The organism is Halomonas lysinitropha (genome assembly GCF_902500215.1).
Taxonomy (GTDB): Bacteria; Pseudomonadota; Gammaproteobacteria; order Pseudomonadales; family Halomonadaceae; genus Halomonas; species Halomonas lysinitropha.
The window spans coordinates 110950-133264 of the sequence record NZ_CABVOU010000015.1; the positions used below are offsets into that span (position 1 = coordinate 110950).

Consider the following 22315-nt stretch of genomic DNA (forward strand, 5'->3'; position numbering starts at 1 on the left):
GCCCGGCAATTCGGCCTTGACGCATACTCATGAGTGGAATCGTCCAGCGCCCGCAAGAGTTGCGGATATAACAATCATCATGGAGTCACGCTCGCATGCATCGTCGCCTCTTTCTCAAGAACAGTCTCAAGACCCTGGGTGCCGGCGCCGCCGGTGTCGCCGCCGCCCCCTTCGTTTCTACCGCCAGCGCCCAGGAGACCATTACCTGGGACATGGTGACCTCCTGGCCCAAGAACTTTCCGGCGCTGGGTACCGGGGCCAATGATTTCGCTGCACGCATCGAGCGCCTTTCCGGTGGTCGCATGAAAGTACGCGTGCATGGCGCGGGTGAACTGGTGCCCGCCATGGAGGTCTTCGATGCGGTGGCCCAGGGTACCGCCGAGATGGGCCACTCCGCTTCCTACTACTGGCGTGGCAAGACCCTGGCCGCCCAGTTTTTTACCGCCGTGCCCTTCGGCATGAACACCACCGAGACCAATGCCTGGCTCTACTATGGTGGTGGTCAGGAGCTGTGGGACGAGGTGTATGCCAAGCACAACCTCAAGCCCTTCCCGGTAGGCAATACCGGCACCCAGATGGCCGGCTGGTTCAAGAAGGAGATCAACTCGCTGGAGGACATGCAGGGTCTCAAGCTGCGCCTGCCGGGCCTGGCCGGCGAGGCCATGAACGGCATCGGTGTGACCACCGTGAACACCCCGGGGTCCGAGATCTTTACCTCCCTGCAGACCGGTGTACTGGATGCCGCTGACTGGGTCGGCCCCTACAATGACCTGGCCTTTGGCCTTCACCAGGTGGCCAAGTACTACTATACGTCGGCCTGGAACGAGCCCAGTGCCATCCTCGAGGGCACCGTCAACCTGGATGCCTGGAATGCTCTGCCTGATGACCTCAAGGCGGTGGTCACCGAGGCGGCCATGGCCTCCAACCTGGCGATGATCAGCGAATTTGCGGTGCGCAACGCCGAGGCGCTCGATACCCTGGTCAGCGAGCATGGCGTGGAACTGCGCACCTTCCCGGAAGAGGTTCTCAAAGCACTCTACGCCTCCTCCCAGGAGGTGCTCGAGAATCAGGTGGAAGCCGACGCGGAGTCGAAGAAGGTTTATGACTCCTACACCGCCTTCCAGCAGAAGGTGCGGCGCTTTACCGACGTGGGCGAGTTCGCCTACCTGAAGACACGCGAGGAGGTTGGCGTCTGAGGGCCGGTCGTTCCCCTTGGCTTGTCATGGGCGCCCGTGCGGCGCCCATTTTCACTATGGGGCATGGCGCGATTGCTCGACGATGGCGTCAGTCGTCCTGACGCACGGCACGAATCCGCCCATTGTCGTCCAGCGCAACCATCACGAAGCGGGCCTCGGTGACCTTGTGCAGCTCATCGGGGTCGCGCTCATGGAGGGCATGGATCCATACTTCCACGTCGATCTTGATCGAACTGTGGCCGATCTCGTTGACCCGAGTGAAGATGTTGACCATCGAGCCCACACGTACCGGGCAGAGGAAGTCCATGGCCTCAATGGCCACGGTGGCGGTGCGGCCCCGGGCCTCGCGGCCGGCAGCCAATTCGGCGGCCTGGTCCATCCGGGCGACCAGCCAGCCGCCGGGAATGTCGCCGTGCAGGTTGGTCTCCTGGCGGCTGGCCAGCTGCTTGAGGGTCAAGTGTCCTTGGGGGGCGGGGATATCATCGATGTCTATCATGGAAGCCTGATTGATTCGGGTTGTTGTTGTGGGGCGTCGATCAGCCCGTCATGGTATATGGCGAGGCCATCGGTTCACCACCACTGTGACAAGATGCCTTGCCCGACCGGTTCTCCCCTTCATTGAGGAAGCTGTCATGCCTGCTGCCCCGCGTCATTGTCTGGTCTTCTGGCTGCTGCTGGCGCCGCTCAGCGTCCTCCCTGCCCAGGCTCAGGAGGTGGCGGGAACCTTGGGTACCATGGGTTCCGATACCATGGCAGGGCTGATGCTGCGCTGGGGCGAGGCGTTGACCCGCCAGTACCCCGGTATCCGTCTGCAGCTCCAGGCCAGCGGGTCGGCCAGTGCGCCGCCGGCCCTGGTGGCGGGTACCACCCGGCTGGGGCCCATGTCGCGCCCCATGAATGAGGCCGAGCTTCAGGCTTTTATCGAGCGACACGGCTATCCGCCGCGTGAACTGGCGGTCGCCCGGGATGCACTGGTGGTCGTGGTCCATCGCCACAACCCCCTGGAGAGCCTGGAAAGGCCTGAGCTGGATGCCATCTTTTCCGATTCCCGGCGCTGCGGTGCAGGCGAAGGGGTTCACCGCTGGCAACAGCTGGGACTCGACAGACCCGCGGGGCGTATTCGTTTGCATGGCCGCAATGCGGCATCCGGTACTCATGGGCTGTTCCGACAGCTCGGGCTCTGTGATGGTTACTTTCGTCCCGAGGTCAACGAGCATCCGGGGTCCGCTGCGGTGGTGGCAGCGGTGGCAGAGGATCCGCGGGCCATCGGCTATGCCGGGCTCAACCACCTCACGCCAGGTGTGAAGGCCCTGGCCCTCCGAGATGCCGACGGGAAGCGCCACCTTCCTGACCCCGAAGCGGTTCAGCGCGGCGACTATGCGCTGTCCCGGAATCTCTATCTCTATCTCAACCTGCCCCCCGGTGAGTCCCTGCCGGCCGCCGAGCGTGCCTTCCTCGACATGGTACTGTCGCCGGACGGTCAGTCGATCGTCGAGGAGCTGGGGTTCGTGGCGCTTCTCGAGAGGAGACGCCTGCACCAGCGACGTGAGCTGGGGTTGGACGAGGCCGGTCGCTGAAACTGTCATCTCGTTGTCATTACACTGTCGTATGGTTCCGTTAGCCCCTTGTTCCGCGCAGGTCCGGTCATGACCGACACGTCCCCTCCACTTTTCGTTCGACGTCGCCTGCGTCAGGGGCGCGACCGACTGGCCACCGTCCTGGTCACCGCGGGCGGCATCGGGGTGATTCTGGCGCTGCTGGCCATCGGGGTCTTCCTGGTGGTCGAGGTGGTGCCGCTGTTCTGGGCCACCGGAGCGACGCAGGTGGTCAGCCCGGAGACCCTCTGGTCGCCCCTGGCGGGGGGGGATGACTCGGTCGGCCATCGCTGGGATCCGACAGCCAGCCTGGTAGAAGGCGAATCGCCCCGGGTCAGCCTGGTGCCCCTGGCCTGGGGTACCCTGGAGGCGGCGGCCTGGGCCCTGCTGATCGCCGTGCCATTGGCCCTGGGTGCGGCCTCTCACTCGGCCTTGTTCATGTCGTCGCGCCTGCGCAGCCACCTGAAGCCGACGCTGGAGCTGATGGAGGCCCTACCCGGGGTGGTGATCGGCTTCGTCGCCGGCCTTGTGCTCGCCCCCTGGGTGGAGCGCCATCTGGCCGATGTTCTTGCCATGTTGCTGCTGCTGGTACCCGGACTGCTGCTCGCCGGCAGCCTCTGGTCGTGCCTGCCTCCGCGCCTGCAGCAGGTGATGCCGCTGGGCTGGGCGGGCCTGTGGCTGCTGCCCTGGCTGCTGCTGATGGTGGTCGTCGCACAGGCACTCTCGCCCTGGCTCGAGGCCTGGGCGTTCGACGGTGACCTGCGCCACTGGCTGGAGGCTCGTCTGGGTCTCGACATCGCCGTTCGCAACGCCATGATCGTCGGTATGGCCATGGGCTTTGCCGTCATGCCCAGTGTCTATGCCCTGGCCGAGGACGCCCTCTCGGGTGTGCCGCGAAGCCTCGCGGAGGGTGCCCAGGCACTGGGAGCGACTCGCTGGCAGACCCTGTGGCGGGTGGTACTGCCGGCGGCGTCTCCCGGTATCTTCTCGGCGGTGATGATCGGTGCCGGGCGGGCCGTAGGCGAGACCATGATCGTGTTGATGGCCAGCGGCAATGCGGCCCTGATGACCTGGAACCCCCTGGATGGGCTGCGCTCTCTGGCGGCCACCATCGCCATCGAGCTGCCGGAGGCGGGCCCGGGTGGCCCGCATTATCGACTGCTGCTGCTGGCGGCCCTGCTGCTGTTCGTCTTTACCTTCCTGGTCAATACCCTGGCCGAGCTGGTACGGACTCGCTTGCGCCGACGCTACCGGCGCCTGGGGGGCGGGGCATGAGCTTGGAGTCCGACTCCCGGATGCGTGTGTTCCGCGGCGAAGGCCCCGGCGCCTGGCTGGCGGCCGGTAGCGTGGCGTTCTCGCTATTGGCGCTATTGGCGCTATTGGCGCTGTTGGCGATTCGCGGCCTGGGGCACTTCTGGCCCGCCGACGTGGCCCTGGTGATGCTCGAGGATGGCCGACAACTCGCCGGCGAGCGGGTTCAGGAGGTCCCGCTGCCGAAGGAGACGGGACGTGAACGGCTCTATCGGACCGGCAACCGCGACCTGGACGGTACCCGCTGGGACTGGGTGGCGGTGTCGGCCATCGCAGCGGTCAGCAAGCCGCGTGATATGGTGGTGCTTGAGCGCCGCCGCTGGGGGGAGGCGATCGGTCGACTCACGGCGCTGGAGAGCGAGACAGGAGAGCGTGTCGAGGGCGAGGCCGCCTGGGCGGCCCTCGAGGCGAGGCTGGCCGAGCTGACGTCTCTGCGCCAGGCCCTCGACACCCTGCGCGACGAGGTCATCCTCCCGCGTGTCCGGGCCCTCGAGGCGGGGGGCGACGTGGGTCGCGAACTGGCCATCGCCAATGCCCGGCTGCGCGAGTTGCAGGCGGCCATGGAAGGCGGCCAGCTGACCCTCACGACCGCCGACGGCGAGCGGTTGACGGTGCCGCTGGAGCAGGTAGTGCGGGCGCGGCGTCCTAACGCCATGTCGCCGCTCGACAAGATCATCGCCTGGGGAGAGGGTGTCTGGCGCTTCCTCTCGGAGGGGCCGCGGGCGGCCAATACCGCCGGCGGCGTCTGGCCGGCGATCTTCGGCACCGTGCTGATGGTGATGCTGATGTCGATCCTGGTGACCCCCTTCGGGGTGCTCGCGGCCATCTACCTCAACGAGGTGGCCCACCAGGGTCGACTGACGCGGCTGGTAAGAATTGCCGTGCGCAACCTCGCCGGGGTGCCGTCTATCGTCTATGGCGTCTTCGGCCTGGGCGTCTTTGTCTATGGCATCGGCGGCACCCTGGACGAGTGGTTCTTCGACGCGGCCCTGCCCTCGCCGACTTTCGGCACCGGGGGACTGCTGTGGGCCTCCCTGACTCTGGCCCTGCTGACCCTGCCGGTGGTGATCGTGGCCACCGAGGAGGGGCTGGCAAGGATTCCCGACCAGCAGCGGGAGGGGGCGCTGGCACTGGGCGCCACCCGGCTGGAGATGCTCACCCGGGTCGTGTTGCCCATGGCCACGCCAGCGATGCTCACCGGGGTGATCCTGGCCGTGGCCCGTGCCGCCGGAGAAGTGGCGCCCCTGATGCTGGTGGGTGTAGCCAAGCTGGCCCCCCAGGTGCCGGTGGACGGTGACTTCCCCTTTCTGCATCTTGACAGGAAGTTCATGCACCTGGGGTATCATGTCTTTGACGCGGCCTTGCACGGTGGCGATGTCCAGGCGGCGATGCCGCTGGTCTATGCCACGGCGCTGCTGCTGGTGCTGGTGATCCTGGTGCTTAACCTGACTGCAATATTTCTGCGTCATCATCTCAGTACGCGTCACGGGGTGCTCGGCCGTCGATGAGCCCTGCACCGTTGCGCCACCCGGGAGCCTCGATGTCATTCGCCCATGACCTGCGTCCGTCGCCCGCCCCGGCGGCGGTCATCGACTTTTCTCCTGAAGCCAGCAGCCTGGCCATTCGGGAGCTGAGTCTCGCCTATGGGGGCAAGCCGGCGCTGCGCAACCTGACGCTGCGCATACCGCGTCACCGGGTGACGGCTTTTATCGGGCCTTCCGGCTGTGGCAAGTCGACCCTGCTCCGCGTTCTCAACCGCCTTCATGATCTCAATGACGAGGTAGTTCGCGAGGGGGAGGTGCTGCTAGAGGGCCAGGATATCCATGCGCCGGGCGTGGCGGTGTCGGAACTGCGTCGACGAGTGGGAATGGTGTTCCAGGCGCCCAACCCCTTCCCCATGTCGATCCATGACAACGTGGCCTTCGGCCTGCGCCTCCAGGGGGGACTGAGCAAGCGCAAGCGCGACGACATCATCGAGTGGGCGCTGCGCTCGGCGGCGCTGTGGGATGAAGTGAAGGACCGTCTGCGCGCCTCGGCCTGGTCGCTCTCCGGGGGCCAGCAGCAGCGCCTGGTGATCGCCCGCACCCTGGCGGTGAGTCCCGAGGTGCTGCTGCTCGACGAACCGGCCTCCGCCCTGGACCCCATCTCCACGCTGAAGATCGAGGAACTGATCTGCAACCTGAAGTCGCACCTGACCCTGGTGCTGGTCACCCACAATATGCAACAGGCGGCGCGAGTCTCCGACTATACCGCCTTCCTGCAGGACGGTGAGCTGGTGGAATATGGCCCCACCGATACCCTCTTCACCAACCCGCGCCTGCGACGAACCGAGAACTACATCACCGGGCGCATGGCCTGATGGTCTGCCCCAAGGAGAGGTCCCATGGACATTACCAGCGATATCCACAGCCAGCATATCTCGCGGCAGTTCAACCAGGAGCTCGACGAGCTCAAGACCCACTTGATGGCCATGGGGGGCCTGGTCGAGAAGCAGGTCCAGGACGCCGTAGGTGCCCTGCTCGACCATGACTCCTCGCTGGCCGAGCGGGTGGTTGCCAATGACCGTGCGGTCAACGACATGCAGATCAAGATCGATGAGGAGTGCACCCAGGTGCTGGCGCGTCGCCAGCCCACCGCCTCCGATCTGCGCCTGGTTCTGGCAGTGATTCGCGCCGCGTCCGACCTGGAACGTATCGGCGACGAGGCGAGCAAGATCGCCCGCAATGCCATCGATCTGATCGAGGCGGACAACGGCAATCGCGGCTTCGTCGAAGTGCGCATGATCAGCGAGCATGTGCGTCGCATGGTACGCGATGCCCTGACCTCCTTCGCCCGCCTGGATACCGAGCTGGCGCTCAAGCTGGTCCACGAGGACGACGAGGTCGACAACGAGTACCGCAGCGCCATGCGCTCGCTGATGACCTTCATGATGGAGGATGCCCGCTCGATCTCCTCGGTCCTCAGCGTGATGTGGATCCTGCGTGCCCTCGAGCGTATCGGTGACCACGCCAACAACCTGGCCGAGTACGTCGTCTATCTGGTCAAGGGGCTCGATATCCGCCATACCGACCCTGAGGACCTCGACAAGGATATGCTCGAGGGCAAGAGTTGACCGCGACCATCGTTTGACCCTCAATGACGCAGGCCGCTGCCCTGTCGGGCGGCGGCCTGCTGTGTGACATGAGGAGATGACGGATGCTCGATGCCTTCACGGCGCTGACCCGCGGAACCCGCCTGGTCTACTCCCGCGGCCTGCGGCGCTTCGTGTTCCTGCCGATAGTCGTCAACCTGCTGGTCTACGCTGCCATGCTCTGGTACGTGCTGGGCCACTTCGGCGGCTGGCTGGACGGCTGGATGGCCATGGTGCCCGCCTGGCTGGACTGGCTCTCCTGGCTGATATGGCCGCTCTTCGTGCTCAGCCTGGTGCTGATCGTTTTCTTCACCTTCACCCTGGTGACCCATCTCGTCGCCGCGCCCTTCTACGGCTTCCTGGCCGCCCGGGTGGAGCAGGAGGCGACCAGTCGGCCGCCGCTGGACGACCGTGGTCTGGTGAAAACCGCCGTGGATGCCCTGGGACGTGAACTCGTCAAGCTGGCCTACATCCTGCCGCGAATGGCTCTGCTCCTCGTGCTCAGCTGGATCCCGGTGGTCAACCTGGTAGCGCCCCTGCTATGGGCGGCCTTCTCGGCCTGGATCATGGCGATCACCTACCTCGACTACCCCATGGACAACAACAAGGTCAGCTTCGCCGACATGCGGCGCCGGCTGAAGGCTCGCTGGTGGCCCACCCTCACCTATGGCGGCTGGGTGACCCTGATCACCTGGATCCCCCTGGCCAACCTCTTCCTGCTGCCCGGTGCCGTGGCCGCCGCGGTGCTGATGTGGGAGCGTCACTACCGCGGCGTCGAGTCCGACACGGCACCGGGCCGCCCTCCTCAGGCAGGTTGAACGTTGTCGGTCGTGTGGCGCAGGCGCTCGGCAGGGAACAGGCAGCGGAAGGTGGCACCGCGCCCGGGCCGGGAGTCGATCTCCAGGCGGGCGTCGTGGCGCAGCAGCACGTGCTTGACGATGGCCAGCCCCAGGCCGGTGCCGCCGGTGGCGGTGCTGCGGCCCTTGTCGACCCGATAGAAGCGCTCGGTGAGGCGCGGCAGGTGCACCGGGTCGATACCCTCGCCGTCGTCCTCCACCTCCAGGCAGGCGCCTTCGCCGTGGGGGCGCCAGCGCAGCACGATATGGCGTCCCTCCCCGGCATAACGCACGGCATTGAAGGCCAGGTTGGAGAGAGTGCTGCGTATCTCCTGTTCGCTGCCGAACAGAGCGCGAGACTCCTCGACTTCCACCCTGATCGACTGGCGACCCTCCGAGAGCGCCACGGCGTCATTCTGAACGGATTCGAGCAGCTCGCCCATCGCCAGGGGGGCATCATCGCGCCCGCCCTGGTCGATCTCCAATCGTGACAGCAGAAGCAGATCGTTGACCAGATTCTGCATCCGGTCGGTCTGGGCCTTCATCTGTGACAGGCCGCGGCCCATCCTGGGTGGCAACTGGCCGGCCATGTCCGTATAGGTCTCCAGGTAGCCGGCCAACACGGTCAGCGGGGTCCTCAGCTCATGAGAGACGTTGGCCACGAAGTCGCGGCGCATCTGTTCCAGGCGGTGCAGTCGGGTGATGTCGCGGGCCATCACCAGGCGCTCGTCGTCACCGTAGAGGGTGATCTGGAACTGCAGGATCAGTGACTCATCGATGGGCGAGGGCAGGGTCAGCGGCTCGCGATAGTCGCGGCCATGAAAATAGTCGACGAAGCGCGGGTCACGCAGCAGGTTGGTGATGTGCTGGCCGCGATCGAGCTGGGGCTTGAGGCCCAGCATGCGTTCCGCAGCGCTGTTCCACCACTCCAGGTCGCCGTGGCGGTCGAGCATCACCACGCTGTCGCGCATCGCCTCGGAGGACTCCTGAATGCGCTGCAGGGTGGCCCTTAACCGCTGCTGGGTGAGGCGCTGGCGTTTCTGGTAGCGATAGAGACGGTCGAACAGCTCGCCCCACAGGCCGCTGGCGGCGGGGGGCTCCTCCTGAGGCCGCAGGGTGAGCCACTGATGCAGGGCATGGAGCTGACGCAGGTGAAAGGCCAGGCAGAACAGCAGGCCGGCGGCGATGCCGATCGGAATGGCAGAGAAGGGCCAGCCGACCAGGGCCCCGGCGGCGACCAGAGTCGCCAGGCGCCCGAATTCACGTCGCCAGAGCCGCCCCACGTCAGCCCTTGGCGGAGAACCGGTAGCCGGTGCCACGCACGGTCTGGATCAGCTGGTGGTGGGGTTCGCCCAGCGCCTTGCGCAGGCGGCGGATATGCACATCCACGGTACGCTCCTCGACATAGACATTGCCGCCCCACACCTGGTCGAGCAGCTGACCCCGGGTATAGGCCCGTTCCTGGTGAGTCATGAAGAACTGCAGCAGGCGGTACTCGGTGGGCCCCATTTCCAGCGACCGGCCGTCGATGGTGACCCGGTGGCTGACCGGGTCAAGCAGTAGCCCGCCAACCTCCACCGGATCCTCGACCCCCCGCGGCGTGGTACGCCGCAGCACCGCCTTGAGGCGCGCCACCAGCTCCCGCGGCGAGAAGGGCTTGGTGATGTAGTCGTCGGCTCCGGCCTCGAGCCCCAGGATCTTGTTGTCCTCCTCGCCCTTGGCGGTGAGCATGATGATCGGCAACTCGGCGGTGGCCTCCTCGCGCTTCAGTCTTCGCGCCAGCTCGATGCCGCTGGTGCCGGGCATCATCCAGTCGAGCAGCACCAGGTCGGGCTGGTGGTCGACCACCATGGCGTGAGCATCCTGGGCATTGTCCGCCTCGAGGACGCCATAGTCGGCCATCTCCAGCGCCACCGCGATCATCTCGCGGATCGGCGCTTCATCATCGACGATCAGTACGGTCTTGGCGGTCATCCCGGAGCCTCGTGGTCAATGACAGATCGATGACGATGACAGCACATCAACATGACGATAGCGTGACAGGCCCGAGCTGTCGCGCGCTCAGCCGCCATTTCCTACCGGCCACAGGGAGAGTGCGATGCCGGCGAAGACCAGCAGGCCCGACCAGTGGTTGTTGAGGAAGGCCTGGAAGCAGCGGTCGCGGTCGCGTTCGCGAATCAGGAGCTGCTGATGCACGAAGGTCGCCGCCATGGCGGCTAGCCCCAGCCAGAAAAAGCCGCCCAGGGCGAGCAGCGATCCGGCCCAAGCCAGAAGCGCCAGGGTCAGGCCCTGCAGCAGGCCGATCATCAGCCGGTCGGCATGGCCGAACAGCACGGCAGTGGACTTGATGCCGATCTTCAGGTCGTCCTCGCGGTCGACCATGGCGTACTCGGTGTCATAGGCCACCGTCCAGGCCACGTTGGCGGCGAAGAGCAGCCAGGCGACCGGCGGCAGCGTGCCCAGCACGGCGCCGAAGGCCATGGGAATCGCCCAGGAGAAGGCCGCGCCGAGGAACGCCTGGGGCAGGTGGGTGTAGCGCTTCATGAAGGGGTAGATGAAGGCCAGGACCACCCCCACCACCGAGAGCATCACCGTGAAGAGGTTGGTGAACCAGACCAGCACGAAGGCGGCCAGCACCAGTATCAGGAACAGCGCCTGGGCCTCTCCCTCGCTGATCCGGCCGGTCGCCAGCGGGCGATTCCGGGTGCGCTTGACGTGGCCGTCGAAGTGGCGGTCGGCGTAGTCGTTGACCACGCAGCCGGCGGCGCGCATCAGGTAGACGCCGGCGACGAAGATCAGCAACACCTGGCGGCCGGGAATGCCCTCGGCGGCGACCCACAGGGCCCAGAGGGTGGGCCACATCAACAGCCAGGTGCCGATAGGACGGTCGAGGCGGGTCAGGTGCAGGAAGTCGGGCACCCGGGCCAGGCCCCTGGGGTGCATCAGGGATCGATCCATCTCATCCTCATGATATCCAGTTTGGCTGCACGGGAGCCTAGCGCGAAGGCAGCCCGAGGTCACCCGCCATGCGGTCGAGGAAGAATTCCTGGACCAGTACGGCGAAGCGCCGGTGGCGGAACAGCGAACGCCGTGCCCAGGGCCCCGAGTCGGTGTGGAAAGGGGCCGAGTCGGCGCTGACCTCGAGCGGGCCGCGTTCCAGATCAGGTTGACGGAACAGCCAGCTGCCCAGCGAGCGCTCGCCCAAGCGGTCGAGGCGTTGGCCATGCAGACCGTCCAGGGGTACCACCGAGCGGGCCACTACCCAGGGACGCTCGTCCAGGCACAGCGCCACTTCGCGTAGCCAGGCATGATGGGCAAGGGGCAGCCCTAAGGCCAACGTCTCGTCACGACGCGGCCGACCGAGGCGCTGGTTCAGCAGGCGGACCCGGAAATGCCGGTGGCCGCCGGCACTGATCAGCCGGGCAGTGAGCGAGTCCCGTGAGGCGACCCACTGCCACCACTCGGGGCTCATGGCAGGACGTGCCGCCGCCAGGGGGCGCCAGCGGGGATCGCTTCCCGGGCCACTGCTCACCATCTCTCTCCGCATCGATTTCGGGGGTGGCTAGTGTACCATGCTGCCCCATCACTCTTACCCCGATCGATGAGGCCTATGAGCGCACCCCTGACCATCATCGGCTCCGGCATGGCGGGCCTGGGTCTGCTGCGCCAACTGCGTGAACAGCATCCGACGCGGCCGATGACGCTGATCACCGCCGACAGCGGAGATGACTATGCCAAGCCACTGCTCTCCACCGGATTCGCCAAGCGCCTGCCACCGCAGCGCCTGGCGACGCGCTCGGCCCTGGAGGTGGCCGACGACCTCGGCATCGTGGTACGCACCCACACCCGGGTTGAGGCCATCGATCCGGTGGAGCGTACCTTGACCATCGGTGACGAGACCCTGCCCTGGAGCGAGCTGGTGCTGGCCATCGGTGCCGCACCGGTGCGGCCCTTCAGGGTGCCCGACGCCGTCGCCGGGCGGGTGTTCAGCATCAATGACCTGGACGACTACCGTGCCTTCCATGCCGCCCTGGAGGCGCTGGGCCGGCCGGCGCGCGTGGCGGTCATCGGCATCGGCCTGGTGGGCTGCGAGTTCGCCAACGATCTCGTTGCCGGTGGCCATGCCGTCGAGCTGGTGGCCCCGGAGCCGGCCCCCCTGCCACGCCTGGTGCCGGAGCCTCTGGGGCGTGCCCTGGGCGACGCCTTCCGAGAGGCTGGTATGGTGTTGCACACCGGACGTCAGCTGGTGGCGCTGGGGGCCGACGGCGTGTCTGTCGGCCTGACACTCGACGATGGCAGCTCGCTATCGGCCGACCTGGTGCTGGTGGCCACGGGATTACGGCCGCGCACCGGTCTGGCTGAATCGGCCCGGCTCGAGGTCAGTGAGGCAGGCATCCACACCGATCGGTACCTGGCCACTTCTGCACCGGGTATCCATGCCTTGGGGGATGCGGCCTGTGTCGACGGTGTCAATGCCATGTACGTACAGCCGCTGCTGGCCAGTGCCAAGGCGCTGGCCCGGACCCTGATCGGCACTCCCACCGCGGTGACCTATGGCCCCTGGCCGGTGCTGGTCAAGACCCCCCTGTTGCCGGTGGTGGCCCTTCCGCCCGCCGTTACGCCGTCACGCTGGCGCCTCGAGGGGGAAGGGGGTGACCTGACGGCTCTGGCCGAAGCGGAGGACGGACGTTTGATCGGCTTTGCGTTGACAGGACGCTGCGTCCGTCGGAAAGTCGAACTGGCGCGATCCGCGCCGCCGTTGCTAGGCTAGGTTCGTCAACGACGGGGCCTGCCGCAGACTTCGAGCCGGCAGGCAGCGATGTTGAGCACCGGTATCATCCGCATGTCATTTCTCGAGATTTCTTTGTCCGCAGCATGACGATCCGGAATCGAGCAAGTCGGCATGCGCGTGATGCACGGTCAGGTGATGAACCATAACAACACCGCCGGTGGTGATCGCCGGCACGATGATGTCAATATCAGGAGGGCTGTATGCGCAAGCCAGAACTCGCCGCGGCGATAGCCGAGCGTGCCGATCTTTCCAAGGACAAGGCGAGCCAGGTGCTCAACGTCATCCTCGACGAGATCACCGGTAGCGTTTCCCAGGGCCAGGATGTGACTCTGATCGGCTTCGGTACCTTCAGTGTGCGGGAGCGAGCCGCACGCACCGGCAAGAACCCCCAGACCGGCCAGCCGCTGACCATTCCGGCCAGCAAGACCGTCGCCTTCAAGCCGGGCAAGGGCCTCAAGGACGCCGTGGCGAAGTAAGGCATTGCGGCCCGTCTCTTGCGGGTCGCCTCACTCTCATTTCACGGTGGCGGAGCCGATATGAAGCTGCGACTGATGCTGTGGCTGCTCGGGCTGATGCTCAAGCGTGCCCTGCGCCGCAAGGCGCGGTTTCGCGAACTGCTCGGCGAGATGCGCGGCCTCGACTGGGGCATCGCCACCGAGGACCTCGCCATCGCCCGCCATTACCGCATGTCGCCCCGTGGTATCCGTGCGGGATCAGGCCTGCCGGTGGATCTCGACCTGGAGCTGCGCTTCGAAGATGAAGCCACGGCCATCAAGGTTCTCAAGAAACCCACCCAGCAGGCCTTCCTCGACGGCATGATGGCCGGTACCGTTCGCCTGGTCGGCGACTCCGGCGACCTGCAGAAGCTGCAGCGGCTGCTCAAGCATTTGTAAGCACCGAGCTGAAAGCGCCGAGCGCCAAGGAAACCCCTGACCGTTTACTCCCTGCCCTCCATACCCTGATCCTCTGCTTGGCCGCTTGGCCGCTTGGCCGCTTGGCCGCTTGGCCGCTTGGCCGCTTGGCCGCTTGGCCGCTTGGCGCCGTCACACCTGCCCATATCGTCCGGCCTCTGCCCCCAGCCAGCGCCGGATCAGTGGCTGGCTGGCCTGGGGCTGCTGGTTGAGCAGCGCCTCGGCCAGGGGCCCCACACGCTCCAGCAGGTCGGCGTCGCGCTCGAGGTCGGCGACCTTCATCTGCGCAAGCCCGGTCTGGCGGGTACCCAGTACCTCGCCGGGGCCACGGATCTCCAGGTCCTTCTCGGCGATGCGAAAGCCGTCGGTGGTTTCGCGCATCACCGCCAGGCGCTCTCGGGAGTGGGCCGATAGCGGCGGGTGATAGAGCAGCACGCAGAAACTCTCGACGGCGCCGCGTCCCACCCGCCCGCGCAGCTGGTGCAGCTGGGAGAGGCCCAGGCGCTCCGGGTTCTCGATGATCATCAGGCTGGCATTGGGCACGTCGACCCCCACCTCGATCACCGTGGTGGCCACAAGCAGGTCCAGCTCCCCGGTCTTGAAGGCCTCCATCATCGCGGCCTTCTCGCTGGCCTTCATTCGCCCGTGGACCAGGCCGATGGCCAGTTCCGGCAGGGTCTCCAGGAGCTCGTCGCGCGTCGCCTCGGCGGCCTGGCACTGCAGCGCCTCGGACTCCTCGATCAGGGTGCAGACCCAGTAGGCCTGTCGCCCCTCGGCGCAGGCATGGCGGATACGCGCCATCACGTCGGGGCGGCGCTCGTCGGGCATCACCACCGTCTTCACCGGGGTCCGGCCCGGGGGCAGCTCGTCGATCACCGAGACGTCCAGGTCGGCATAGGCACTCATCGCCAGGGTGCGAGGGATCGGGGTAGCGGTCATCACCAACTGGTGAGGCGTCAGGCCGCCGGCCTCGCCCTTTTCACGCAGCGCCAGGCGCTGGTGGACGCCGAAGCGGTGCTGCTCGTCGATAATTGCCAGGCCCAAACGCTGGAAGTGCACATCACCCTGGAAGAGCGCGTGGGTGCCTACCACCATGCGGGCTCGGCCGTCTTGGATGGCCGCCTTGGTATCCAGACGCGCCTTGCCCTTGAGCTTGCCGGAGAGCCAGGCCACCTCGATGCCCAGCGGCTCGAACCAGCTGCTGAAGGTGCGGTAGTGCTGTTCGGCGAGGATCTCGGTGGGGGCCATCATCGCCGCCTGGCAGTCGGCGGCAATGGCCGAGAGCGCGGCCATGGCGGCAACAACCGTCTTGCCCGACCCCACGTCGCCCTGCACCAGGCGCAGCATCGGCACCTGGCGTGCCAGGTCGGCGCTGATCTCGTCCAGCACCCGGCGCTGAGCGCCGGTCAGTGAAAAGGGCAGCTGGGTCAGGAAGCGGGCCTGCAGGCTGCGCCCGCCGGGCAGGGTCGGGGCGCCGTCCTCCTGGATGCGCTGACGCACTTCCTCCAGGCTCAGCCGGTGGGCGAGCAGTTCCTCCAGGGCCAGGCGCCGCCGCGCTGGATGGTGGCCGGCCGCCAGCTGCTCTGCATCGGCTTCCGGCGGCGGTCGGTGCAGGGTGTTCAGGCAGTGGTGAAGCTCGGGCAGAGCGAAGCGCTGGCGCAGGGTCGCGGGAATGCCATCGGGCAGAGCGTCCGGCGTGGCATCCAGGCGCGCCAGGGCCTGGTCGATCAGCGCCCGCAGGCGGGTCTGGTGGAGGCCCTCGGTGGCCGGGTAGATGGGCGTCAGGTGGTCCTCCACCGGCGCCTCGCCACCGGCCAGCAGACGGTACTCCGGATGATAGAGCTCCAGGCCGGTGGCGCCAGCGCGGGCTTCGCCGAAGGCGCGCACCCGGACCCCGGGCCGGAACTGCTGCTGCTGGGCCGGGGAGAAATGGAAGAAACGCAGGCTGAGGATGCCGGAGCCGTCACGCAGGCGCACCAGCAGGCTGCGTCGCCGGCCCTGCACCACCTCGCTGGCCACCACCTCGCCTTCCACGACGGCTTCATGGCTCGCGCTCAGAGTGGCGATGGGCGTGATGCGTGTGCGGTCCTGGTAGCGCAGCGGCAGGTGAAACAGCAGGTCGCTGATGCGTTTGATGCCCAGTCGGGCCAGCTTGAGCGCCAGCGCCTCACCGACGCCCTTGAGGTCCGTGACGGACACATCAAGAGCTTTGATGTCTTCGCTCATGCCGGCTCGAGCTCTGCCTGGCGGCAGCGCGCGATGGCGTCGGTAACGGCATCGATGGCCCGGGGACGCGGGAAGCTGGCACGCCAGGCGATGGCCACGGTCCGTGCGGGTGCCGGGACGGTGAAGGGGCGGCTGATCAGCATGCCACTCTCGTAGTGGCCGGTGCCGATGGCCGAGTGCGGCAGTACGGTAATGCCGAGCTTGGAGGCTACCATGTGACGGATGGTCTCCAGCGAGCCGCCCTCGGCGGTAAGGGTGTTGGAGGGGCTGTTGAGCTGGTGGCTGATGGCCGGGCAGGCCTCGAGAATCTGGTCACGGAAGCAGTGGCCCTCGCCGAGCAGCAGCAGGCGCTCCTCCAGCAGGTCCTCCTTGTCGATGTTCTCCCGGGATGCCCAGCGGTGGTCGGCCGGTAGCAGTACCTCGAAGGCCTCCTCGTAGAGCGGCTTGGTGACCACGTCGGTCTCGGTAAAGGGCAGCGCGATGATGATGGCGTCCAGCTCGCCACTGCGCAGCTTGCGGCGCAGGTTGCCGGTGAAGCCTTCCTCGATGTAGAGCGGCATCTGCGGAGCACGCCGGGAGAGCTCCGGGACCAGGTGGGGGAAGAGGTAAGGCCCGATGGTGTAGATGGCGCCGATGCGCAGGGGGCTCGCCAGCTGGTCGCGGCCGGCCGTGGCGAGCTCCTTGATAATGCCGCTCTGCTCCAGCACGCGTTGCGCCTGCTCGACGATTCTCTCACCCAGGGGGGTGACCTGCACGGTGGACTTCGAGCGTTCGAAGAGCGCCACACCCAGCTCCTCCTCGAGCTTCTTGACGGCCACCGAGAGCGTCGGCTGGGAGACGAAGCAGCGCTCCGCCGCGCGTCCAAAATGGCGCTCCTGGGCCAGTGTCACGATGTAGCGGAGTTCTGTTAGAGTCATGGTGGTGCCGGCAGGCTACCTCTTCCGAAACGGGTGAAGGTCCCAGTGACCTCGCCTCATACATAGGGACAGAATAATGCCAATAGGGACTTTTTATCAGGGGGCGAAGAAAAGGTGAAGACGACGACACTGATTCTGGGCTGCGGCGACATTGGCATGGCCCTGGGGCGCGAGCTGCTTGAGGCGGGGCATCGGGTAGTCGGTGCACGCCGCAACCCGCGGGCACTGGAAGGCAGCGGCCTGGAGGCCGTGGCGGTCGACCTGAGCGACCCGGCCACTCTGACACGGTTGCCGGACGCCGATATCCTGGTCTACGTGGTCAGTGCCGACCGCTTCGACGAAGCAGCCTATCGCGCCGCCTATCTCGATGGCCTGACTGCGGTGCTGGGTGAGTTCGCTGGCCGCGACAAGGTCCCCGGGCGGGTGTTCTTCGTTTCCTCGACCAGCGTTTACGCCCAGCGTGATGGCGAGGCGGTCGATGAGACCAGCCCCACCGAGCCCTCGGGCTTTTCGGGCCTGTTGATGTGCGAAGCCGAGCAGGCGTTGATCAACCATGCGCTGCCGGGAACCGCGGTGCGCTTCTCGGGCATCTACGGCCCCGGTCGCGACCGCCTGATTCACCAGGTTGGGGAGGGGCGCATCGCCCCGTCGAGTCCCGTCATGTACTCCAACCGTATCCACCGTGACGACTGCGCCGGGGTGCTGGCGCATCTGATCGGCCGCCACCTGGCCGGCGAGCCCCTGGAGACGCTCTACCTGGGCAGCGACTGTGAGCCTGCCCCCCTCAACGAGGTGATGGCCTGGCTGGCGAAGCAGTTGAGGGTCGAGGCCACCGAGACCATTCAATCGCCGCTGCGCCGCCGGGCCAGCAAGCGCTGCGACAACACCCGATTGATCGAGAGCGGCTATCGTTTCCGCTACCCGAGCTATCGCGAGGGTTATGCCCAGGTGTTGAAGGCCGGTGGCTTCCTTCCCGAGAAGGCGTGAGGGAAGGGCGGTCCGCTCAGGCCGCCGGTGAACGGGCCAGGATCTGGTAGCGGGCCCCGTCGTCCTCGGTGAAGGAACGCACTAGCGAAAGTTGCCGGTAGGGCCAGGTCATATCGATCGCGGGCAGGTTCTGGGTCTCCTGCCGTCGGGCACGGCGCAGCAGGGTGACGTGGGGCACGAAGTGCCCCGGTCTGTCGCTGAAACCGAATGAGGCCAGCTCATCCCAGACTGATGCATGGAGCCGCTCCAGCGCCGACGACCGGCCGCCGACCCAGACGATGCCGGGGCGGCGGAAGCTCCCCCAATGGTCGAGTCGCCATTCGCCAGGTGCTATCGCCATGGCACTGACCCAATGAACCAGCTCTTCCATCCGTGCATCGGCCACTTCACCGAGAAAGGCCAGCGTCAGATGCAGGCTTTCCTCCGGCATGCGCCGCCCGCCGCAGCGGGCCTGGGCGAGTTCTGCCAGTTCGCCCAGCCGCTGGCGCAGCTCAAGGGGAGGCACAAGAGCCAGAAATAATCTCATATTAAGTGGCCGAATCAATCGCCGATGACCATTATTCCCTCTGCCTCGAACTGCGCTCCCTTGGGCAGCGCCTTGACGCCTACCGCGGCGCGAGCCGGAAAGGGCTTGTCGAAGAATTCCTCCATCACCTCGTTGACCACGGCGAAGTTCTCCAGGTCGACCAGGTAGAGATTCAGTTTGACCACATCCTGCAGAGTGCCGGCGGCCTCCTCGCAGACGGCCCTGAGGTTGGTGAAGACCTGGCGTGCCTGGGCCTCGACGTCGTCGGAGACGAGCGCCATGGTGGCCGGGTCCAGCGGGATCTGCCCGGAGAGGTAGACGGTGTTGCCGGCCTTGATGGCCTGGGAGTAGGGGCCGATGGCGGCGGGGGCCTGGTCGGTATTGATAACAGCCTTGTTGCTCATGGTGGTTCTCCTTGCGGTGCAGCGTCTCGAAACGGGAAAACAGCCCGCCCGCCGTCTTATGGAACCAGCGAGCAGAAATGACTCAGTTGCCTAGGCGAGTGATGCGGCCTACATGGGCAAGATTGCGCAGGCGCTTGATGATACGCGCGAGATGCACGCGGTTGCGTACCGAGAGCACGAGGTTGACGATCGACAGCCTGGCATCGCGCTCCTCGATGCCGATGCGCTCGATGTTGGCCTCGGCGTCGGTGACCAGGGCGGCGAGCTCCGCTACCAGGCCGCGGCGGCTCTCCATCTCCAGGCGCAGGGCGGCGGGGAAGTCTTCGTCGATGTCGTCGGACCACTCCAGGGCGAAAAGCTTGTCCGGGTCGTTCTTGAGTTCGCCAAGATTGCGGCATTCGGTGCGGTGGACCACGATGCCCTTGCCCGCCGACAGGTGGCCGATCACCGGATCACCGGGCAGTGGACGGCAGCAGCGGGCAAACTTGATCACCATGCCTTCGGCGCCGCTGATCACGATGGGTCTCTGAGCGCGCTCCTGATGCTCCATGGGTTCGTCCGTCTCGCCCTGTTGCAGGTCGATCAACCGGCGGGCCACCACATGGGCAACCCGGGTGCCCAGTCCGATGGATTCCAGCAGGCTCTCCTCCCCCTTCAGGGAATGCTCCTTGAGCAGACTGTGGAGCAGGCCTTCGGGCAGTTCCTCCAGGCTGGTCTCGAACGGGGCCAGGGCCTTGTTGAGCAGACGCCGACCGAGCTGCACCGCCTCGGTATGTTGCTGGTGCTTGAGGGCGTGACGGATCGCCGAACGGGCCTTGGCGGTGATCACGAAGTTGAGCCAGGCCAGGTTGGGTCGCGCTCCGGGTGCGGTGATGATCTCCAGGGTCTGGCCACTCTCCAGACGGGTGGAGAGCGGGGCCAGGTGGCGATCGATGCGACAGGCGATGCAGCTGTTGCCGATGTCGGTATGTACGCTGTAGGCGAAGTCGATCACGGTGGCTCCCTGGGGCAGCTCCATGATGTCGCCCTTGGGCGTGAACACGTAGATGTCATCGGGGAAGAGATCGTTCTTGACGTGCTCGATGAACTCCAGCGAATCACCGGCGTGGCGCTGCATCTCCAGCAGCCCCTTGACCCAGGCCCGTGCCCGGGCATGGCTGCCCTGGGCGATGGGGTGCTCGGTCTGGCCGGCCTTGTAGAGCCAGTGGGCGGCGATGCCGTTGTTGGCCAGGGCCTCCATCTCTCGGGTGCGGATCTGCACCTCGATGGGCATGCCGCCACGGCCGAACAGGGTAGTGTGCAGGCTCTGGTAGCCGTTGGCCTTGGGGATGGCGATGTAGTCCTTGAAGCGCCCCGGTACCGGCTTGTAGAGATTGTGCACCACCCCGAGGATGCGGTAGCAGCTGTCGACGTCCTCGGTGAGGATTCGAAAGCCGAACACGTCCATGATCTCGGCGAAGGATTTCCGCTGGTCGCGCATCTTGCGATAGATCGACAGCAGGTGCTTCTGGCGGCCGATCACCGTGCCCGGCAGGCCCTCGTCGTCAAGGCTCTGCTGCAGGCTGGTCTGGAGCTGGCGGATCGTCGAGCGGCGATGCCCCCGGGCATTGGAGACGGCGCGCTTGATGCGCTCGGCGCGCATCGGGTAGAGGGCCTGGAAGGAGAGGTCCTCGAGCTCGACCCGAATGGTGTTGATGCCCAGTCGGCTGGCGATACGGGCGTAGATCTCCAGCGTCTCGCGGGCGATGCGGCGCTTTTTCTCGGGGCGCAGGGCGCCCAGGGTGCGCATATTGTGCAGGCGGTCGGCGAGCTTGACGATGATCACCCGGATGTCGCGTGACATCGCCAGCACCATCTTCTGGAAGTTTTCGGCCTGAGCGACCGCCTTGTCCTCGAAGGCGATCTGGGTCAGCTTGGAGACACCGTCGACCAGCTCGGCAACGGGCTTGCCGAACAGCTCGCCCAGGGCCATCTTGGATACGCCGGTATCCTCGATCACATCGTGCAGCATCGCGGCCATCAGGCTCTGATGGTCCATGTGCATGTTGGCCAGGATGTTGGCTACCGCCAGGGGATGTGTGACATACGGCTCGCCGGAACGACGCCGCTGGCCATCATGGGCCTGCTCGGCATAGTAGAAGGCGCGCTTGACCTGTTGGATCTCATCCTGGGGAAGGTAGCCGCCGAGTCGGTCGGCCAGGTCATCGATGGTGAACATGCGGCGCGCCCTGACTGCTGCGTGATGGCCCTGAGGGAAAGCGCTCCTGCGTCGGGAGGGGCAGGGTCACTCCTCGACGTGGGTGCCCGGCTCGAACTCGGGTCGCACGCGTACCGGCGCCGCCTCGATGGGTTCGTCGAGCACGCTGACGTCGACCAGCCCGTCGGCGATCTCGCGCAAGGCCATGACGGTGGGCTTGTCGTTCTCCCAAGGCAAGAGGGCGTCGCGGGAGCCGCGGGCCAGCTGGCGGGCACGGTGAGTGGAGATCATCACCAGCTTGAAGCGGTTTTCGACGTTTTCCAGACAATCTTCGACGGTGACACGTGCCATGGATGCCTTCCTGAATAATGCTGACGGGCAAAACCCCGGTCGACGTGGCAGCGCCCCGGGAATTCCACCAATGAGTAGACCAGATAGGTTACTCGACGCCTGGTTCCCCTGACAAGCGCCGCGGCTGGAGTTAGGCCAAGAGTGCCGTAAGCAGCGGGGCGTGGTGCTCGCTTACCCGCTCGCAGGTCAGACGATGAGCGATGACCAGCGACTGCAGTTCGCGCAGCGCGGTGGTGAAGTCGTCGTTGATCACCAGGTAGTCGTACTCGTCGTGGTGGGACATCTCGTCCACCGCATCGCGCATGCGCCGAGCGATCACCGGATGCTCGTCGGTGCCACGGCTGGCCAGTCGGCGCTCCAGTTCCTCCCGGGAGGGGGGCAGGATGAACACCGAGACCGCATCGGGCAGCTGCTGGCGAACCTGGCGGGCTCCTTGCCAGTCGATCTCCAGGATCACGTCCTGGCCGGCGGCGAGCATCGCCTCTACGCTGTGGCGCGAGGTGCCGTAGTAATTGTCGAAGACCCGGGCATATTCGAAGAAGTCGCCTTGCTCGATCATCGCCTCGAAGGCCGGCACGTCCACAAAATGGTAGTTGACGCCGTTCACCTCGCCTTCGCGGCGCTCTCGGGTGGTGTGGGAGACCGAGACCTGGATGCCGTCGAGACTCTCGACCAACTCGCGCACCAGGCTGGTCTTGCCGGCGCCGGAAGGGGCGGAAACGATGAAGAGCGTACCTAGGGGCATGGCTTGAATCCCTGTTTTCAACGACGGTATCGACAACGGTATTTACCGACGGCGTAGAGGCTTGGCGGCTTTAGAAAGGCGGCAAGTATTGCACAGATGGCATGGGGGCTGAATGGCTGGCAGAAGGCGAACGCCGGGAGTAGGCATTAGAGAATGCTGTAGCATAGGTAAGATGGTGTTCTAATGGTGTT

Annotated in this window: 23 protein-coding genes; 11 read left to right on the forward strand and 12 right to left on the reverse strand. The window is 66.1% G+C overall.

Features of this window, described 5'->3' with window-relative positions:
• The first annotated feature begins 95 nt into the window (after positions 1-95).
• Positions 96-1196 carry a TRAP transporter substrate-binding protein gene (locus HALO32_RS01600; protein WP_151442037.1) on the forward strand — a complete coding sequence of 367 codons (1101 nt, stop codon included), beginning with the start codon at positions 96-98 and terminating at the stop codon, positions 1194-1196.
• Between the two features lie 88 nt (positions 1197-1284).
• On the opposite strand, the gene HALO32_RS01605 is transcribed toward HALO32_RS01600, so the two are convergent.
• Positions 1285-1692 (reverse strand): acyl-CoA thioesterase, encoded by a 408-nt coding sequence (locus HALO32_RS01605; protein ID WP_151442038.1) that lies wholly within the window; start codon positions 1690-1692, stop codon positions 1285-1287.
• A 136-nt stretch (positions 1693-1828) separates the two neighbouring features.
• Here HALO32_RS01605 and HALO32_RS01610 point away from each other — a divergent pair, with 136 nt between their 5' ends.
• The 6 genes from HALO32_RS01610 (at position 1829) to cysZ (ending at position 8050) form a co-directional block, all read left to right on the forward strand.
• Positions 1829-2773 carry a phosphate ABC transporter substrate-binding protein gene (locus HALO32_RS01610; protein WP_151442039.1) on the forward strand — a complete coding sequence of 315 codons (945 nt, stop codon included), beginning with the start codon at positions 1829-1831 and terminating at the stop codon, positions 2771-2773.
• A gap of 69 nt (positions 2774-2842) precedes the next feature.
• Positions 2843-4066: an ABC transporter permease subunit gene (locus HALO32_RS01615; protein WP_151442040.1), complete on the forward strand. Its 1224-nt coding sequence runs from the start codon at positions 2843-2845 to the stop codon at positions 4064-4066.
• Positions 4063-5610, forward strand: coding sequence for a phosphate ABC transporter permease PstA (gene pstA / locus HALO32_RS01620; RefSeq protein WP_225809641.1), 1548 nt, complete (start codon positions 4063-4065; stop codon positions 5608-5610). Before HALO32_RS01615 ends, pstA begins: the two co-directional genes overlap by 4 nt.
• A gap of 32 nt (positions 5611-5642) precedes the next feature.
• The gene (gene pstB / locus HALO32_RS01625) at positions 5643-6461 is read left to right on the forward strand and encodes a phosphate ABC transporter ATP-binding protein PstB (RefSeq protein WP_151442041.1); all 819 of its coding nucleotides are present in this window, start codon (positions 5643-5645) and stop codon (positions 6459-6461) included.
• A 24-nt stretch (positions 6462-6485) separates the two neighbouring features.
• A complete protein-coding gene (phoU, locus tag HALO32_RS01630; RefSeq protein ID WP_151442042.1) occupies positions 6486-7214 on the forward strand; it encodes a phosphate signaling complex protein PhoU in 729 nt (242 codons plus the stop codon).
• An 83-nt stretch (positions 7215-7297) separates the two neighbouring features.
• A complete protein-coding gene (gene cysZ / locus HALO32_RS01635) occupies positions 7298-8050 on the forward strand; it encodes a sulfate transporter CysZ (protein ID WP_151442043.1) in 753 nt (250 codons plus the stop codon).
• Here cysZ and phoR read toward each other — a convergent pair.
• The 4 genes from phoR to HALO32_RS01655 all read right to left on the reverse strand — a co-directional run bounded on the left by phoR (position 8038) and on the right by HALO32_RS01655 (position 11603).
• Positions 8038-9351, reverse strand: coding sequence for a phosphate regulon sensor histidine kinase PhoR (gene phoR / locus HALO32_RS01640; protein WP_151442044.1), 1314 nt, complete (start codon positions 9349-9351; stop codon positions 8038-8040). The two genes, cysZ and phoR, sit on opposite strands and share 13 nt — an antisense overlap.
• Position 9352: 1 nt before the next feature.
• Positions 9353-10042 carry a phosphate regulon transcriptional regulator PhoB gene (phoB, locus tag HALO32_RS01645; RefSeq protein ID WP_151442045.1) on the reverse strand — a complete coding sequence of 230 codons (690 nt, stop codon included), beginning with the start codon at positions 10040-10042 and terminating at the stop codon, positions 9353-9355.
• Between the two features lie 87 nt (positions 10043-10129).
• Positions 10130-11026: a 4-hydroxybenzoate octaprenyltransferase gene (gene ubiA, locus HALO32_RS01650; RefSeq protein ID WP_151442046.1), complete on the reverse strand. Its 897-nt coding sequence runs from the start codon at positions 11024-11026 to the stop codon at positions 10130-10132.
• Positions 11027-11063: 37 nt separating this feature from the next.
• Complete coding sequence (locus HALO32_RS01655; protein WP_225809643.1) at positions 11064-11603, reverse strand: chorismate--pyruvate lyase family protein; 540 nt, start codon at positions 11601-11603, stop codon at positions 11064-11066.
• A gap of 75 nt (positions 11604-11678) precedes the next feature.
• Here HALO32_RS01655 and HALO32_RS01660 point away from each other — a divergent pair, with 75 nt between their 5' ends.
• The 3 genes from HALO32_RS01660 (at position 11679) to HALO32_RS01670 (ending at position 13753) form a co-directional block, all read left to right on the forward strand.
• Positions 11679-12839 carry an NAD(P)/FAD-dependent oxidoreductase gene (locus HALO32_RS01660; RefSeq protein ID WP_151442047.1) on the forward strand — a complete coding sequence of 387 codons (1161 nt, stop codon included), beginning with the start codon at positions 11679-11681 and terminating at the stop codon, positions 12837-12839.
• A 221-nt stretch (positions 12840-13060) separates the two neighbouring features.
• Positions 13061-13336 carry an HU family DNA-binding protein gene (locus HALO32_RS01665; RefSeq protein WP_040183570.1) on the forward strand — a complete coding sequence of 92 codons (276 nt, stop codon included), beginning with the start codon at positions 13061-13063 and terminating at the stop codon, positions 13334-13336.
• Between the two features lie 60 nt (positions 13337-13396).
• The gene (locus HALO32_RS01670; RefSeq protein WP_151442048.1) at positions 13397-13753 is read left to right on the forward strand and encodes a hypothetical protein; all 357 of its coding nucleotides are present in this window, start codon (positions 13397-13399) and stop codon (positions 13751-13753) included.
• 150 nt (positions 13754-13903) lie between these two features.
• Here the strand turns inward: HALO32_RS01670 and recG are convergent, their stop codons facing one another.
• Together recG and HALO32_RS01680 are read right to left on the reverse strand one after the other, a co-directional pair.
• Positions 13904-15997 (reverse strand): ATP-dependent DNA helicase RecG, encoded by a 2094-nt coding sequence (gene recG / locus HALO32_RS01675; RefSeq protein WP_225809645.1) that lies wholly within the window; start codon positions 15995-15997, stop codon positions 13904-13906.
• Positions 15994-16914 carry a hydrogen peroxide-inducible genes activator gene (locus HALO32_RS01680; protein ID WP_151442049.1) on the reverse strand — a complete coding sequence of 307 codons (921 nt, stop codon included), beginning with the start codon at positions 16912-16914 and terminating at the stop codon, positions 15994-15996. Before HALO32_RS01680 ends, recG begins: the two co-directional genes overlap by 4 nt.
• A 114-nt stretch (positions 16915-17028) precedes the next feature.
• Between HALO32_RS01680 and HALO32_RS01685 the strand changes: the two genes are divergently transcribed.
• On the forward strand, positions 17029-17901 hold the full coding sequence (locus tag HALO32_RS01685) for an SDR family oxidoreductase (RefSeq protein ID WP_151442050.1): 873 nt from the start codon (positions 17029-17031) through the stop codon (positions 17899-17901).
• A gap of 16 nt (positions 17902-17917) precedes the next feature.
• On the opposite strand, the gene thpR is transcribed toward HALO32_RS01685, so the two are convergent.
• The 5 genes from thpR to gmk all read right to left on the reverse strand — a co-directional run bounded on the left by thpR (position 17918) and on the right by gmk (position 22124).
• Positions 17918-18427: an RNA 2',3'-cyclic phosphodiesterase gene (gene thpR, locus HALO32_RS01690; RefSeq protein WP_151442051.1), complete on the reverse strand. Its 510-nt coding sequence runs from the start codon at positions 18425-18427 to the stop codon at positions 17918-17920.
• 14 nt (positions 18428-18441) lie between these two features.
• The gene (locus tag HALO32_RS01695) at positions 18442-18831 is read right to left on the reverse strand and encodes a RidA family protein (protein ID WP_151442052.1); all 390 of its coding nucleotides are present in this window, start codon (positions 18829-18831) and stop codon (positions 18442-18444) included.
• Positions 18832-18913: 82 nt separating this feature from the next.
• Positions 18914-21049, reverse strand: coding sequence for a RelA/SpoT family protein (locus HALO32_RS01700; RefSeq protein ID WP_151442053.1), 2136 nt, complete (start codon positions 21047-21049; stop codon positions 18914-18916).
• A 66-nt stretch (positions 21050-21115) separates the two neighbouring features.
• Positions 21116-21379 (reverse strand): DNA-directed RNA polymerase subunit omega, encoded by a 264-nt coding sequence (rpoZ, locus tag HALO32_RS01705; protein WP_151442054.1) that lies wholly within the window; start codon positions 21377-21379, stop codon positions 21116-21118.
• 130 nt (positions 21380-21509) lie between these two features.
• Entirely contained in the window at positions 21510-22124 is a 615-nt protein-coding gene (gene gmk / locus HALO32_RS01710; RefSeq protein WP_151442055.1) for a guanylate kinase, read from the reverse strand.
• Positions 22125-22315 lie beyond the last annotated feature (191 nt).

Bases quoted from the DNA above. Each gene is read 5' to 3' on its own strand.
- gmk (WP_151442055.1), bottom strand. From the start codon at position 22,124: ATGCCCCTAGGTACGCTCTTCATCGTTTCCGCCCCTTCCGGCGCCGGC.
- ubiA (WP_151442046.1), bottom strand. From the start codon at position 11,026: ATGGATCGATCCCTGATGCACCCCAGGGGCCTGGCCCGGGTGCCCGAC.
- HALO32_RS01695 (WP_151442052.1), bottom strand. From the start codon at position 18,831: ATGAGCAACAAGGCTGTTATCAATACCGACCAGGCCCCCGCCGCCATC.
- cysZ (WP_151442043.1), top strand. From the start codon at position 7,298: ATGCTCGATGCCTTCACGGCGCTGACCCGCGGAACCCGCCTGGTCTAC.
- rpoZ (WP_151442054.1), bottom strand. From the start codon at position 21,379: ATGGCACGTGTCACCGTCGAAGATTGTCTGGAAAACGTCGAAAACCGC.
- HALO32_RS01610 (WP_151442039.1), top strand. From the start codon at position 1,829: ATGCCTGCTGCCCCGCGTCATTGTCTGGTCTTCTGGCTGCTGCTGGCG.
- HALO32_RS01615 (WP_151442040.1), top strand. From the start codon at position 2,843: ATGACCGACACGTCCCCTCCACTTTTCGTTCGACGTCGCCTGCGTCAG.
- phoU (WP_151442042.1), top strand. From the start codon at position 6,486: ATGGACATTACCAGCGATATCCACAGCCAGCATATCTCGCGGCAGTTC.
- HALO32_RS01605 (WP_151442038.1), bottom strand. From the start codon at position 1,692: ATGATAGACATCGATGATATCCCCGCCCCCCAAGGACACTTGACCCTC.
- HALO32_RS01670 (WP_151442048.1), top strand. From the start codon at position 13,397: ATGAAGCTGCGACTGATGCTGTGGCTGCTCGGGCTGATGCTCAAGCGT.
- phoB (WP_151442045.1), bottom strand. From the start codon at position 10,042: ATGACCGCCAAGACCGTACTGATCGTCGATGATGAAGCGCCGATCCGC.
- HALO32_RS01700 (WP_151442053.1), bottom strand. From the start codon at position 21,049: ATGTTCACCATCGATGACCTGGCCGACCGACTCGGCGGCTACCTTCCC.
- HALO32_RS01665 (WP_040183570.1), top strand. From the start codon at position 13,061: ATGCGCAAGCCAGAACTCGCCGCGGCGATAGCCGAGCGTGCCGATCTT.
- thpR (WP_151442051.1), bottom strand. From the start codon at position 18,427: ATGAGATTATTTCTGGCTCTTGTGCCTCCCCTTGAGCTGCGCCAGCGG.
- pstA (WP_225809641.1), top strand. From the start codon at position 4,063: ATGAGCTTGGAGTCCGACTCCCGGATGCGTGTGTTCCGCGGCGAAGGC.
- pstB (WP_151442041.1), top strand. From the start codon at position 5,643: ATGTCATTCGCCCATGACCTGCGTCCGTCGCCCGCCCCGGCGGCGGTC.
- HALO32_RS01600 (WP_151442037.1), top strand. From the start codon at position 96: ATGCATCGTCGCCTCTTTCTCAAGAACAGTCTCAAGACCCTGGGTGCC.
- HALO32_RS01680 (WP_151442049.1), bottom strand. From the start codon at position 16,914: ATGACTCTAACAGAACTCCGCTACATCGTGACACTGGCCCAGGAGCGC.
- HALO32_RS01655 (WP_225809643.1), bottom strand. From the start codon at position 11,603: ATGGTGAGCAGTGGCCCGGGAAGCGATCCCCGCTGGCGCCCCCTGGCG.
- HALO32_RS01660 (WP_151442047.1), top strand. From the start codon at position 11,679: ATGAGCGCACCCCTGACCATCATCGGCTCCGGCATGGCGGGCCTGGGT.
- recG (WP_225809645.1), bottom strand. From the start codon at position 15,997: ATGAGCGAAGACATCAAAGCTCTTGATGTGTCCGTCACGGACCTCAAG.